The 12,963-nt window shown below is 48.8% G+C and carries 12 protein-coding genes; 8 read left to right on the top strand and 4 right to left on the bottom strand.

The genetic code is table 11. From position 1 onward, the window contains the following. The first annotated feature begins 257 nt into the window (after positions 1–257). The 3 genes from tgt (at position 258) to ACM9J1_RS09465 (ending at position 3,544) form a co-directional block, all read left to right on the top strand. Positions 258–1,388: a tRNA guanosine(34) transglycosylase Tgt gene (tgt, locus tag ACM9J1_RS09455; RefSeq protein ID WP_415581787.1), complete on the top strand. Its 1,131-nt coding sequence runs from the start codon at positions 258–260 to the stop codon at positions 1,386–1,388. Between the two features lie 199 nt (positions 1,389–1,587). Further along, the gene (locus ACM9J1_RS09460) at positions 1,588–2,667 is read left to right on the top strand and encodes an LptF/LptG family permease (RefSeq protein WP_415581788.1); all 1,080 of its coding nucleotides are present in this window, start codon (positions 1,588–1,590) and stop codon (positions 2,665–2,667) included. Continuing rightward, entirely contained in the window at positions 2,654–3,544 is an 891-nt protein-coding gene (locus ACM9J1_RS09465; RefSeq protein ID WP_415581789.1) for a DMT family transporter, read from the top strand. Before ACM9J1_RS09460 ends, ACM9J1_RS09465 begins: the two co-directional genes overlap by 14 nt. A gap of 140 nt (positions 3,545–3,684) precedes the next feature. Here the strand turns inward: ACM9J1_RS09465 and ACM9J1_RS09470 are convergent, their stop codons facing one another. Both ACM9J1_RS09470 and ACM9J1_RS09475 read right to left on the bottom strand, forming a co-directional pair. Beyond that, positions 3,685–4,812, bottom strand: a complete 1,128-nt coding sequence (locus ACM9J1_RS09470) for a GldL-related protein (RefSeq protein WP_415581790.1) — start codon at positions 4,810–4,812, stop codon at positions 3,685–3,687. A gap of 161 nt (positions 4,813–4,973) precedes the next feature. Continuing rightward, positions 4,974–5,315: a PadR family transcriptional regulator gene (locus tag ACM9J1_RS09475; RefSeq protein WP_415581791.1), complete on the bottom strand. Its 342-nt coding sequence runs from the start codon at positions 5,313–5,315 to the stop codon at positions 4,974–4,976. A gap of 286 nt (positions 5,316–5,601) precedes the next feature. Between ACM9J1_RS09475 and ACM9J1_RS09480 the strand changes: the two genes are divergently transcribed. Together ACM9J1_RS09480 and dnaB are read left to right on the top strand one after the other, a co-directional pair. Then, the gene (locus ACM9J1_RS09480) at positions 5,602–6,555 is read left to right on the top strand and encodes an acetyl-CoA carboxylase carboxyltransferase subunit alpha (RefSeq protein WP_415581792.1); all 954 of its coding nucleotides are present in this window, start codon (positions 5,602–5,604) and stop codon (positions 6,553–6,555) included. 141 nt (positions 6,556–6,696) lie between these two features. Next, positions 6,697–8,244 carry a replicative DNA helicase gene (gene dnaB, locus ACM9J1_RS09485; RefSeq protein WP_415581793.1) on the top strand — a complete coding sequence of 516 codons (1,548 nt, stop codon included), beginning with the start codon at positions 6,697–6,699 and terminating at the stop codon, positions 8,242–8,244. A 750-nt stretch (positions 8,245–8,994) separates the two neighbouring features. Here dnaB and ACM9J1_RS09490 read toward each other — a convergent pair. Continuing rightward, positions 8,995–9,951 (bottom strand): YihY/virulence factor BrkB family protein, encoded by a 957-nt coding sequence (locus ACM9J1_RS09490; protein ID WP_415581794.1) that lies wholly within the window; start codon positions 9,949–9,951, stop codon positions 8,995–8,997. 143 nt (positions 9,952–10,094) lie between these two features. Here ACM9J1_RS09490 and ACM9J1_RS09495 point away from each other — a divergent pair, with 143 nt between their 5' ends. From ACM9J1_RS09495 to ACM9J1_RS09505, 3 genes are read left to right on the top strand one after another with little or no spacing between them, the layout of a single operon-like run. After that, positions 10,095–11,357, top strand: a complete 1,263-nt coding sequence (locus ACM9J1_RS09495) for an asparagine synthetase B (protein ID WP_415581795.1) — start codon at positions 10,095–10,097, stop codon at positions 11,355–11,357. Further along, on the top strand, positions 11,354–11,797 hold the full coding sequence (locus ACM9J1_RS09500) for a hypothetical protein (RefSeq protein ID WP_415581796.1): 444 nt from the start codon (positions 11,354–11,356) through the stop codon (positions 11,795–11,797). The genes ACM9J1_RS09495 and ACM9J1_RS09500 overlap by 4 nt, the downstream gene beginning before the upstream one ends. Positions 11,798–11,842: 45 nt before the next feature. Further along, on the top strand, positions 11,843–12,340 hold the full coding sequence (locus ACM9J1_RS09505) for a phosphoribosyltransferase domain-containing protein (RefSeq protein WP_415581822.1): 498 nt from the start codon (positions 11,843–11,845) through the stop codon (positions 12,338–12,340). On the opposite strand, the gene ACM9J1_RS09510 is transcribed toward ACM9J1_RS09505, so the two are convergent. Further along, positions 12,332–12,850, bottom strand: coding sequence for a shikimate kinase (locus ACM9J1_RS09510; protein WP_415581797.1), 519 nt, complete (start codon positions 12,848–12,850; stop codon positions 12,332–12,334). The genes ACM9J1_RS09505 and ACM9J1_RS09510 overlap by 9 nt on opposite strands. Positions 12,851–12,963 lie beyond the last annotated feature (113 nt).

Raw genomic sequence — 12,963 nt, forward strand, 5'->3', positions numbered from 1 at the left:
GCCGTTTTACTGTTTCAAAATCAGAAGGTTGTAAAACAAACATACTAAATTATTGACGAAAGCCGAAACGGGCGGTACGGTTGCGGCTACCGCGTGAGCGATGGAAGCAAAGTACCGCGTACTGCGGACAGCGCGACGGCGAGGCCACGATGCCGGCACGCCCAAAAATCAAATTGTTAAATAAAACCCGAAATCTTAAGGAGCAAAAACCCAAAGATTTATCTTTGCCGCCGCGAACCATCGCCGATACGTAGCACATGACTTTTGAATTACTAGCCAACGACCCGAACTCGAAAGCGCGCGCGGGCATTATGCAACTTGATCACGGCCCGATTGAAACCCCGATTTTCATGCCGGTAGGCACGGTGGCATCGGTGAAAGGCGTGCACCAGCGCGAGTTGAAAGAGGAAATCAACCCGGACATTATCTTGGGCAATACCTACCATTTGTACCTGCGTCCGCAATTGGAGGTTTTGGAACAGGCCGGCGGTTTGCACAAGTTCATGAATTGGGATCGGAACATCCTGACCGATTCGGGCGGTTACCAGGTGTATTCGTTGTCGGCGAACCGGAAAATCAAGGAAGAAGGCGTGAAGTTCAAGTCGCACATTGACGGCTCGTACCACTTTTTTACGCCGGAGAATGTGATGGAAATCCAGCGCACGATCGGGGCCGACATCATCATGGCTTTTGACGAATGTACGCCGTACCCGTGCGACATCCGTTATGCGACGCGCTCGATGCACATGACGCACCGCTGGCTGGAGCGCTGCATCGCACATTTGGAGAAAACGCCTTATAAATATGGCTACGAGCAAGTTTTTTTTCCAATCGTACAAGGTTCAACGTATAAGGACTTGCGCAGGCAATCTGCAGAATACATCGCCAACACGAACCAACAGGGCAATGCCATCGGCGGATTGTCTGTGGGCGAACCGGCCGAGGAAATGTATGCGATGACCGAGGTCGTGACCGAAATCCTGCCAGCGGACAAACCGCGTTACCTCATGGGCGTGGGCACGCCGATTAATATCCTGGAAAATATCGCACTGGGCATTGACATGTTCGACTGCGTGATGCCGACCCGAAACGCCCGCAACGGGATGTTGTTCACGGCGCACGGTACGATCAACATCAAGAACAAGAAATGGGAATTCGATTTTTCGCCGCTCGATGAGAACGGCTACACCTTTGTGGACACCGAATATTCCAAGGCGTACCTGCGTCACTTGTTCGCGGCCAACGAATATCTCGGGAAACAGATTGCCACAATACACAACCTCGGGTTTTACCTCTGGTTGGTTCGTGAAGCCAGAAAACATATCTTAGCCGGAGATTTCCGCGAGTGGAAGGATAAGATGGTGCGGCAGATGGGTAATCGATTGTAGTGGCTAGTTGTTAGTAGCTAGTTGTTAGTAGCTAGTGGATAGTTGCTAGTGGCTAGATGTTTTGACTAACCGGGAGTTGTTCCATAAAATGCATACTTCAGATTTTGATAAGAAAATATATAAACCAGAAATTCGGTAAATAGGATAATGCTTCGGATTGGTGGATCATCTAGCCACTAGCCACTAACAACTAGCAACTATGCTCAAAATCATCGACAAATACATCCTGCGCCGTTACCTCGTCACCTTTAGCGTGATGCTGCTGATGTTTATCCCGATCGGGATCGTCATCGACGTCTCGGAAAAGGTGAACCGGATGATTGAGCACAAAGTGCCGTTTGGCGAGATTGCGCTGTATTACTTGAATTTTACGATTTACTTCGCGAATTTGCTCTTCCCGATTTTCCTGTTCTTATCGGTCATCTGGTTTACGTCTAAGCTGGCGAACAACACCGAAATCATCGCCATTTTGAGTTCGGGGATTTCCTTTACGCGGTTCATGCGGCCGTATTTGATTGGCGCGACCATCGTGTCTGTATCTGTGCTGATGCTCGGTTTTTTCGTCGTGCCGAAAGCCAGTAAGGGCTTCAACGATTTCCGTTACGCCTACCTGAACCGCAACAAGCAAACGCGCGACAACTCGAATCTGTTCCGCCAGATCAGCGACAGCGAATACATCTATGTCTCGAACATGAGCCAAGTCTCGCGAACGGCTTTCAATTTTACATTGGAGAAATTCGAAGGCGACAAGCTCAAAGAAAAACTTACTGTACAGCGATTGCGGTACAATCCGGCCAAGAAAAATTACACGATGTACCATTACACCAAACGAAAGGTTGGCGAACTGAATGACGTGCTGCTTTCGGGTGAGAAGAAGGACACCGTTTTCAAATTCGACCTGGACGATTTGACGCCGGAATATTACATGGCCGAAACATTGTCTCTGGGCGAACTCAATAAGTTCATCGACAAGGAAAAGGCGCGTGGCAACGCGAACGTGAAAGTGTATCAAGTGGTCTTGTACAAGAAATACAGTATTCCCGTATCGGCGTTTATCCTGACGGTGATTGCCGTGGCTGTGTCATCCATGAAGCGACGCGGCGGCATGGGCGTGAATCTCGCCATCGGGATCATTCTGGCCTTTACGTTTATTTTCTTCGACAAAATCTTCGGGACGTTGGCTGAGAAATCTTCTTTCCCGCCAATCATTGCCGTTTGGATCCCGAACCTGGTTTTTGGGATACTCGCAATTTACCTGCTAAGAAATGCAAAGCGGTAACCTCAAAAGCTACCTCAATCTTCACCTGATTGTCTTCATTTGGGGCTTTACGGCCGTGCTCGGCGATTTGATTTCGATTGGCGAAGCGCCGCTGGTATGGTACCGCATGGGTTTGGCCATTGTTTTCCTGTTGCTGTTTGCTGGCGTGGCGCGCGTGAATCTGTCGTTGCCGCCGAAAGCCATCGGAAAGTTGGTGTTGGTCGGTTTTCTCATCGCGCTGCACTGGCTGTTTTTCTTCAAGGCGATAAAAGTGTCAAACGTGTCGGTGACGCTGGCGATGTTCTCGATGGGCGCTTTTTTCGCCGCCATCCTGGAACCCATTTTCTACAAACGGAAAATGCTTTGGTACGAAGTGTTTTTCGGGCTGATCATCATCGCCGGATTGTTTACGATCATGCAGGTCGAGATCCATTTTTTGGCCGGAATCCTGTACGCATTGCTGTCGGTATTTTTGGGTGTGATGTTTACGATTTTCAACGGTAAACTCATCCAGGAATACAACCCGACAGCGATTGCGGTCTACGAATTCGCGGCAGGTTTTGCCATGATCTCGATTTATCTGGCCTATGAAGATTTGTTTCAAGCTTCTTTTTTCAGATTGTCCGCGAAAGACTGGACGTACCTCGTGCTGCTGGCCTCGGTGTGCACGGCGTATGCGTTTACGGCATCGGTCCACGTCATGCGGCGGTTGACGCCATACACGGTCATGCTCACCACGAACCTGGAGCCGGTGTACGGCATCATTCTCGCGTACTTCATCATTGGCGACGATGAAAAAATGAGCCTGCCGTTTTACATCGGGTCGGGCGTCATCTTAGCCACGGTGATTGCCAATGGCGTGATTAAGCATTATTTTGAGAAAGTTGTTAGTGGCTAGTTGTTAGTTGTTAGATAAATTGTCTACCCGCAGACTGACTGCTTCTCCTCAAACTTTAACCGCAAATATTCTTTGAAACAATTTGCTCGAGGCAAGGAGCAATATCTAGCAACTAACAACTAGCCACTAGTAACTAACTTCTACTTCATCGCCACCAATTCCCGTCGATTCTGCAACACCGTCAACTGAATTTGATTCAACCCGATCAACGTAGCTTGCACACGGTTGTTCAAATCAAATACATTCGTATCGACTTTACGGAAAGCGATGCCTTCGGCGTTATTGTAACGTTTGATCTTAGTTTCCAGTTCTGAAAGTTTTTTCATCTGTTCGGGTGCACGGCTGAGGTGTTCATTGGCCCAAGTGTCTTGGATGAGTGCTTCCGATTTGTCGAAATCAGTATCAATTTTAGGTTGCCCGGTTTCGCTTTGGATCAGGAAGGTTTTCAGCGCTTCGCACAGCTGGTAAATTTCCTCCGACGCCGGGTCTTTTTCGGTGATGGCATCGGCCAGTCGTTTCTCGTTCTTCACGGTTTGGTCATTGATGTAAAACTGCCGGGTTTGTTGGACGTATTCGCGGCGTGTGGCGTGCGGCGCCCGGATCAATGTCAAGATCAAAACACATCCGGCAAACATCATCACGCTCGAGACAATGGTGTTCACCTTGGTTTGCGGGTTGCGGATGCCGGCGAAGAAATACACCGGGATAAATACGAAAATCATCAACAGCAGGGCCAGCATACACATGACGTTGGCGCCTGGCCAATGCATCACTTTGAACAAAGTCCCGAGTGTGATGAGCATGGCCGAAATGCCGCCGACGACCGAAATCATGCGGTTGCTTTTTTCCTGTTTTTCCTTTACGCGGAGTGTAAACATCAGCGGCAGGAAAATGAAACTCAATATAAAAATCCCGAGAACGAGCAGAATGGCCGCGCCGGGCAAGTGCAGGAATTTCAAAATGACGCCTGCAGTAAGTAATCCGACGGAAATCCCGCCGCTGTAAATCATGGCTTTTTTCATGGTGTACAAATGTTTGTTGGTTAATAAATGGACGGTTTCGTCTTCTATCTCACGCAATTCCTGTTGATAGAATCGGGAAATCACGGTCGGGTAGAAGCGCTCGAAATCACCGCCGGGCTCGAGCTCGCACTCAATGATGCAACAAATGTGGTCCAAGAGGTCGTGCTGCAGGCTGACCATGCCGATTCCCCGCGTCCGGATGTCGTTGGCGATGAAGGAGATTTGTTGTTCGGTGAGGGTGTACATTTTAGTTGCTAGTTGTTAGTGGCTAGATATCGATCCTGGCCGATAGTTATTTGTTTCAATAATATTTACAGTTAAAGCTTAAGGAATAGGAACCAGTCTGCGGCCAGTCAATTTATCTAACAACTATCAACTAACAACTAGCCACTATCAACCAGCAACTATCAACTAACAACTGGCTTGATATCCAATAAAAACTTCATCGTCTCCATAAAATCCGTCAGTTCCGAGATTTTCTCGTCGATCTTGGACTGTCCTTTCGGGCTGAGGCTGTAGTATTTCCGGATGCGTTTCCCGATGTGCTCGGTTTCCACGACAACCAAATCGTCGGCTTCCAGCGCATGCAGCGTTGGGTAGAGCGCGCCTTCGGTGATTTGGATTTTGTTGCCGGTGCGCTCTTTCACTTTCTGGGTGATTTCATATCCGTACATCCGGCCCTGCTTTTCGAGTTGTTTCAACACGATGGTCTTGAGCGTGCCTTTGATGAGTTCCGATGAATAAATCATGATACATAAGTTTATTAGGTAACGCGAATATACATAAGAATATTATGTATGTCAATTAATAATTAAAAATTAATAATGAATAAAGGGAGAAATCAGTGGTTTTGACCTGCGTTAGCGATGGAAGCGGCATCCTTTTGCGCAGCGCAGCGGAGCAAAAGATATAGCGGACAGCGCGACAGCGGCGGAGCGNCAGCGGAGCCGGTGGCACGCCCAANTATTCATTATTCGTTATTCATTATTAATTCAATTGCTTTATCTTTGCCCTTCGAACTCCAAAGAAAAACTAATGGAATATTTAGATTTTGAACTGCCTATCAAGGAACTGGAAGACCAACTGGACAAGTGCCAGATTATCGGGCAGGAATCGGACGTGGACGTGACCAACACGTGCAAGCAAATCGAAAAGAAGCTCGAAGAAACCAAGAAGAAAATATACAAAAACCTCACGGCATGGCAACGCGTGCAGTTGTCACGTCATCCGAACCGGCCATATACGCTGGATTACATCAAGGCGTTGTGCGGCGACACGTTCCTGGAGCTGTTCGGCGACCGGAATTTCAAGGACGACAAAGCCATGGTGGGCGGATTGGGCAAGATCGGCGGGCAATCGTTCATGATCATTGGCCAGCAAAAGGGCCACAATACCAAGACGCGCCAATACCGCAATTTCGGGATGGCCAGTCCTGAAGGTTACCGCAAAGCACTCAGATTGATGAAAATGGCCGAGAAATTTGGCATTCCGGTGGTATCGTTCATTGACACCCCGGGCGCCTATCCGGGCATGGAAGCCGAAGAACGCGGCCAAGGCGAAGCCATCGCAAGGAATATTTTGGAAATGATTCGCCTCAAAACCCCAATCATTGCCGTGATCGTGGGTGAAGGTGCATCGGGCGGCGCATTGGGCATCGGTGTCGGTGACCGCGTGTACATGCTCGAAAACACTTGGTATTCGGTGATTTCGCCGGAATCTTGTTCATCGATCCTCTGGAAAAGTTGGGATTACAAAGAGCAAGCGGCAGAAGCGCTGAAGCTGACCTCTGAAGATATGAAGAAACAGAAACTCGTGGACGACGTTGTCCCGGAACCGCTGGGCGGCGCCCATTACGACCGCGAAACGGCCTACAAAACCACGGAGCAGTACATCCTGAAGGCATGGAACGAGCTGAAAGATTTATCAACAGACAAACTTGTCATGCAAAGGATGGACAAATACAGTAAAATGGGCGAATTCAAAGAGTAAATTCTTACAAACTCATCAGGAATCCGAAGCCCAATGGTTTCGGATTTTTTTGTGCTTGTCAACAAAATTTAAAAAGTTATAAACACGTTATCTTTAAAACTCCGCACGGTGTTTTTTTACAAATAGCGCTATTTTCGCCCCATGGAAAATTTCAGGAATATCAACCCGTTGAAAGTCGAAAAGACGACGATCATCAACCTCGAGAAAGGCAAGCTGCCGCCGCAGGTGCTCGATTTGGAGGAAGCCGTTCTGGGCGCGATGATGATTGACAAGAAAGGCGTTGATGAAGTCATTGACATCCTGCAGCCCGACGCCTTCTACAAAGACGCACACAAGTACATTTTCGAGGCGATTTTCCAGTTATTCACAGATTCGCAGCCCATCGACTTGTTAACGGTTTCGGCCCAGCTCAAGAAAGCGGGCAAACTGGAACTCGCCGGCGGTGATTTTTACCTGATCCAGCTCACGCAGAAGATTTCGTCTTCGGCGCACATCGAATTCCACTCGCGGATTATTTTGCAGAAATACATCCAGCGCAGCCTGATCAAGATTTCGTCTGAAATCATCGAGGAATCCTACGATGAAACCACGGACGTTTTTGATTTGCTCGACAAGGCCGAATCGCGGCTGTATGAAGTCACGCAGGGCAACATCAAGCGCTCGTCCGAAACCGCACAAAGCCTCGTGATCCAGGCCAAGAAACGCATCGAGGAAATTGCCAACAAAGAAGGCCTTTCCGGCATCGCGACCGGTTTCGAGAAGCTCGACAAAGTCACCTCGGGCTGGCAACCGTCCGATTTGATCATCATCGCGGCACGTCCGGGTATGGGTAAAACCGCGTTCGTCCTTTCCATGGCGCGCAACGTGGCCATCGATTTCGGGCATCCGGTCGCGTTGTTTTCCCTGGAGATGTCATCGGTACAGCTCATCACGCGTCTGATTTCGTCTGAAACCGGCTTGTCTTCTGAAAAGCTCCGTACCGGCAAACTCGAGAAACACGAATGGGAACAACTTTCCATCAAGGTAAAAGACCTCGAAAAAGCACCGTTATACATTGATGATACGCCATCGCTGTCCATTTTTGACTTGCGGGCGAAAGCGCGTCGTCTCTCGTCGCAACACGGCATCAAGCTCATCATCGTGGATTACCTGCAATTGATGACCGCCGGTGGCCAGGGCAAAGGCGGCGGCAACCGCGAACAGGAAATCTCGACCATTTCCCGAAACCTCAAGGCGCTCGCCAAGGAATTGGAAGTGCCGGTCATTGCGCTTTCGCAGCTCTCGCGTGCCGTGGAAACGCGCGGTTCGAGCAAGCGTCCGCTCCTGTCCGACCTTCGTGAATCGGGCGCCATCGAGCAGGACGCCGACATCGTGTCGTTCATTTACCGTCCGGAATACTACAAGATCGACGAATGGGATGACGACGAACATTCACCCACCGAAGGCCAAGCCGAATTCATCATCGCCAAGCACCGTAACGGCTCGCTCGAAAACATCCGCCTCAAATTCGTGGGCAGCCTCGGTAAGTTCGACAACCTCGACGATTATGGCGGCAATTACGATGACTTACCATCCAAAATGAACCACGAAGACAACCCGTTCCTGACCAAGAATTTACCGTCGGCCAACGAGGCGTTCGGCAGTGGTTTCGCCAGTCGTGCGAACGATGATGACGATGTTCCGTTTTAATTTTTAGGAGCTATTCCGGCATCGCTTCGCGTAATAATTTCAAACAAAGCTCAACCCACTTTGTTTTCATTAGTGCTGTATCTTCTGCTCCGTTGCACTGCGCAAAAGGATGCCGCTTCCATCCGGGCTAGGGGTTTGTGCTGGCCGCAGGCTTGTTTTTCTTTTTTACTTTGTCCAAACCGATGCTTTTTTTCTTTTTGATTCCAAAAAGAAACAAAAAGAAGTTCTTTTGCCTTGACGCAAAAGAACCAAAAAGTCAAGGCTGACGAACCAGTCTTGAAAACTACGTCAAAGCCTCGCTCCAATACCTAGCCGTTCCTCCTGACGTCGTCACTCTACGGTATTTCCCGCTTCAGCTTTATCCTTGTTTTCTCACGACTTGGGTTCGTAGGCCGAAGAACCAAACCGAAACCATTGTGGAAACGATGGTAATTTCCCTAACCGGAAGCCAATTTTGGAAACGTTTTGATTTCGGGCGCTGCGTCAGCGAGCCCGAAACAACAACCCATTCCGCTTAGTGCGGCTTACGTGAAAATTGCGTAAAGAAAAACTGAGCGAGTGAGCGTTAAGAACTGCGGGTTGTTTGAGCGATAGCGAGTTCTCCGCGGTTTAGCGAAGGCAGCCAGTTTTTTAGCGAATTTTCATGCGCCGCCGCGTTTTGTTACTTTGCCGCGGTGCAAAGTAAGTCGCACCGACAGGTGAACAATCAGGACAGCGGAAAAGGCTTAGACTGAAAACGCAGTTTTCAATCTAAAGTGAACTTTTTTTTTCACCAGTATCAATCGTCTTCCGTTCGGTTTCCCGTTCAATAGATTCTACGTACACGGCGTAGTCTGCCGGTTCAATCCTGAGCCCGATGTGGTCGGCGTACACGCGTGTGAATTCGGCGCCCAGATACATGATGGCCGCGGTGTAATACACCCAAACCAGAATGACGATGACCGACCCGGCCGCGCCGTACGTAGATTCGGTGCCGGTTTGCTCAATGTAAAGGCCAATCAGGAATCGGCCCAGCATAAACAGTATGGCCGTGAAAAATGCACCCGCACGAACGTCCTTCCAGTGGATTTTGACATCCGGCAACACCTTGAAAATTACCCCGAACAAAGTGGTAATCACCAAGAATGAAATCACGAAGTTCAACGCGTTGAACACAATGACCGTGACGTCTGGGAAGTGATTTTTCAACATGTCGTTCAGTGCCTGTAATGCGCCGTTGATTACCAGTGAGACAACCAGCAAAAATCCAAGCCCGATGATGAGCGATGACGACAGCAACCGGTCTTTCAGTAGTTTCAGCCAGCCGCGCTTGGGTTTTGCCTTCACGCGCCAAATCATATTGATGGAATCCTGTATTTCCGCGAACACCGTCGTCGCGCCCACAACCAACGTAATTATGCCAATGATGGCCGCCGATGTTGTCTTGCCGGACAATTCCAGATTCTGGATGATTTCCTGGATCTGCAACGCGGCTTTGTTCCCGACAAGCCCGTTTATTTCGGCAAAAAGTTGCCCTTTGATGGCTTCTTCGCCCAGGAAAAATCCCACGAGCGAAATCAATAGCAGCAGCAACGGCCCGAGCGAGAATATGGTGTAATAGGATAGCGATGCGCTCAGCTTCAATCCTTTGTCATCGGCAAATCCGGTGAAAGTGTCCTTGACGATTTGCCAGGTTTTTTTTGCGGTCTGTTTGTTGAAAAAAGCCATGCGTAAGAATTTGGTTTTCCTTAAATATACTAACGGCCGCCCGAACCCTTGAATCTTTTAACAAAACTGAAAGATTTATTGGCAGCCGCACTAAGGTTTTTCGTTTATATTTGCTTCAACTTCATCGGGATGACCGCAGGATAATGGCTTTCAGGAAACTCATTTTGTTTTGTTTTGTGCTGGTGGTAACATCGGTGCGGGCGTCGTTTATTTTGTTGCCCATGGACGAAACCACGCAGGCCAACCACTTGAAAGCCTACGGGATTACGTATTGGGCGCTCGAGAAGCAGTACAAAGCCAGTTGGCTGCTCAACTACCGCGGCGGCGCATTCCTGTTGCCCGACGCGCCGGAAATCCGTAAAGAATGTCAGATCCGCGGGGTTAGTTTTGAAGTCATTTCAGATGCCGAACAACAGCAGATCCTGGATGAAATTTCCAGCCCATCGCAAAATATGGAAGCTGTCGTACTCGAAAAGGCACCGAAAATAGCGGTATATACGCCGGCCGGCAAACAGCCTTGGGACGACGCGGTGACCTTGGTTTTGACCTACGCCGAAATCCCGTTTACCGCCATTTACGATAAAGAAGTCTTAAGCGATCAATTGCTTTTGTACGATTGGTTGCATTTGCACCACGAGGATTTCACCGGCCAGTACGGAAAGTTTTTCGGTGCATACCGCAATGCGCCTTGGTATATACAGCAAAAACGTGAATCTGAAGCGCTGGCCGCCGAACTCGGTTACGCAAAAGTCTCACAGGAGAAATTGGCCGTAGCCAAAAAAATCCGCGATTTTGTGATTGGCGGCGGTTTTATGTTCGCGATGTGTTCGGCCACCGACAGTTTTGACATTGCACTCGCGGCGGAAGGTGTCGACATTTGTGAGCCGATGTTCGACGGCGATGGCTCAGATGCCAATTACCAATCAAAAATCGATTATGCGCAATCCTTCGCGTTCAAGAATTACACGTTGGAGCGCCGCCCGGAACGCTACGAATTTTCGGATATCGACATGACCGAAAAGCGCCAGTTGCCCATGGAAAAAGATTATTTCACCCTAATGGAATTTTCGGCCAAATGGGACGTCATCCCGAGCATGCTCTGCCAGAATCATACACAACTCGTAAAAGGATTCATGGGGCAGACCACCGCCTTTGACGGCGAGCTCATCAAGTCTAACGTGTTGATTTTGGGAGAAAACCAAATCAACGGCGAGGCCAGATACATCCACGGCCAGAAAGGGAAAGGCTTTTTTACTTTCTACGGCGGCCACGATCCTGAAGATTACCAGCACCGTGTGGGCGACCAACCAACGGTTTTGGATTTACACCCGACTTCGCCGGGTTATAGATTGATCCTGAACAACGTCTTGTTCCCGGCGGCACGCAAAAAGAAACAAAAGACATGAAAAAGTTTTACGTATTGGCGCTGTTGCTATTGGGCGTCGGTTTGTTTGCGCAGCCTACGGTACGCGGAAAGATTACGCTGAAATCGCCGTCGCACGACCGTGATTTCATTGTACGAAACACCAAAGTCGTTTTGCTGACGAAGACTTCGCGCGATACGGTTTCCATCAACGATAAGCTGGAGTTTGAATTCCCGGAAGCCAAAGCCGGAACCGCGTTTTTGTATTTGTCTTCGCCCGTTTTGCCGCGGAACACCGAGTACAAGTTCCGGGTGAAGAAGAACAAGCCCACCGCTGTATCCATCCAGTATGACCGTTTCCAAGCCGAACCTGCCAAGGGTATGAAATCGCCGGAAGAGCGCGAGGACGACTTGGTGAAAGGCCTTATCATTGCGCGTCTTGCCGTAGATTTTATCGGTCTTATCCAATGCTTGCAAAGATGATGTTTCAAAAGCGGTAAATCTGTATCTTTGAGGCAAACCCACGCCATGGCCAAGAACATCATCCTCAACCATTCCGAGATCGAACACAAGATCAAGCGCATCGCTTACCAGATCTACGAGACTTTCGTGGACGAAAAGGTGATTGTCATTGCGGGGATTTCCAAGAACGGATTTGTATTCGCACAGAAATTAGCCGAAAACCTAGAGGCGGTATCAAAAATCAAAACCGTCTTGTGCGAAGTGAAAATCGACAAGCAGCACCCGGCAGGTGCCATTACCACGTCTGTTCCTGCCAGCGATTATTCCGGAAAAGGTTTGGTTTTGGTGGACGATGTCCTGAATTCCGGAACCACTTTGATTTACGGCGTGCGTCATTTCCTCGACGTACCGCTCACCAAATTCAAGACAGCGGTTTTGGTAGATCGGAACCACAAAAAATATCCCGTGAAAGCGGATTTTAAAGGCATTTCACTGAGCACTTCCTTGCAGGAACACGTAAACGTCGTGTTCGATGCCAAAGGCGATTACGCCTATCTAAGCTAACAATAGAATGATTTCGTTTGCGATTTCGTCGGGCGTTTTGCCGTCCGTGGAAACTTTGTATGGGGCGAGGTTGTAGAAAGAACTGCGTTCGAACAGGTGCTGTGCGATGAAATCCTTTAATTCTGAATGTTTTTTTCCGGAAAGCAACGGGCGCTCGGTTTTATCGTTTGCAATTCGGTCAAGGAGTGTTTCGGGCGATGCTTTGAGATAAACCCAGTGGATGCCATTGGCCTGTAGCAATTCATGGTTGTTCGCATAACAAGGCGTGCCGCCGCCAAGGCTCAGGATGAAAGGTTGCGGCTGGCGGAGCAATTCCTTTAATATTTCGTGCTCCAGTTTCCGGAAATAAATCTCGCCTTTTTGCGCAAAAAGTTCCGCAATGGAATGTTGGGTGCTGGTTTCGATTGTCTGGTCAAGGTCGTGTAGCGACAACCCCATTTTTTCCTGTAACCGCTTGGCCACCGATGACTTGCCGCTGCCCATATAACCCGACAAAATAATTTTTCCCATGAAGTAAATCCTTATGATTTAAGGGTTTGGATGCGAATCTGCAAAAAAGCCAAATTTAAAATAAAATTGCTTTGAAAAATAAATTATAAGACCGTATATTTGCACCCGCGTTG

Origin of the sequence: Flavobacterium longum, assembly GCF_965137575.1 — a bacterium.
Classification (GTDB): Bacteria; Bacteroidota; Bacteroidia; order Flavobacteriales; family Flavobacteriaceae; genus Flavobacterium; species Flavobacterium longum.

Bases quoted from the DNA above. Each gene is read 5' to 3' on its own strand.
- dnaB (WP_415581793.1), top strand. From the start codon at position 6,697: ATGGAAAATTTCAGGAATATCAACCCGTTGAAAGTCGAAAAGACGACG.
- ACM9J1_RS09490 (WP_415581794.1), bottom strand. From the start codon at position 9,951: ATGGCTTTTTTCAACAAACAGACCGCAAAAAAAACCTGGCAAATCGTC.
- ACM9J1_RS09500 (WP_415581796.1), top strand. From the start codon at position 11,354: ATGAAAAAGTTTTACGTATTGGCGCTGTTGCTATTGGGCGTCGGTTTG.
- ACM9J1_RS09465 (WP_415581789.1), top strand. From the start codon at position 2,654: ATGCAAAGCGGTAACCTCAAAAGCTACCTCAATCTTCACCTGATTGTC.
- tgt (WP_415581787.1), top strand. From the start codon at position 258: ATGACTTTTGAATTACTAGCCAACGACCCGAACTCGAAAGCGCGCGCG.
- ACM9J1_RS09495 (WP_415581795.1), top strand. From the start codon at position 10,095: ATGGCTTTCAGGAAACTCATTTTGTTTTGTTTTGTGCTGGTGGTAACA.
- ACM9J1_RS09480 (WP_415581792.1), top strand. From the start codon at position 5,602: ATGGAATATTTAGATTTTGAACTGCCTATCAAGGAACTGGAAGACCAA.
- ACM9J1_RS09470 (WP_415581790.1), bottom strand. From the start codon at position 4,812: ATGTACACCCTCACCGAACAACAAATCTCCTTCATCGCCAACGACATC.
- ACM9J1_RS09510 (WP_415581797.1), bottom strand. From the start codon at position 12,850: ATGGGAAAAATTATTTTGTCGGGTTATATGGGCAGCGGCAAGTCATCG.
- ACM9J1_RS09475 (WP_415581791.1), bottom strand. From the start codon at position 5,315: ATGATTTATTCATCGGAACTCATCAAAGGCACGCTCAAGACCATCGTG.
- ACM9J1_RS09505 (WP_415581822.1), top strand. From the start codon at position 11,843: ATGGCCAAGAACATCATCCTCAACCATTCCGAGATCGAACACAAGATC.
- ACM9J1_RS09460 (WP_415581788.1), top strand. From the start codon at position 1,588: ATGCTCAAAATCATCGACAAATACATCCTGCGCCGTTACCTCGTCACC.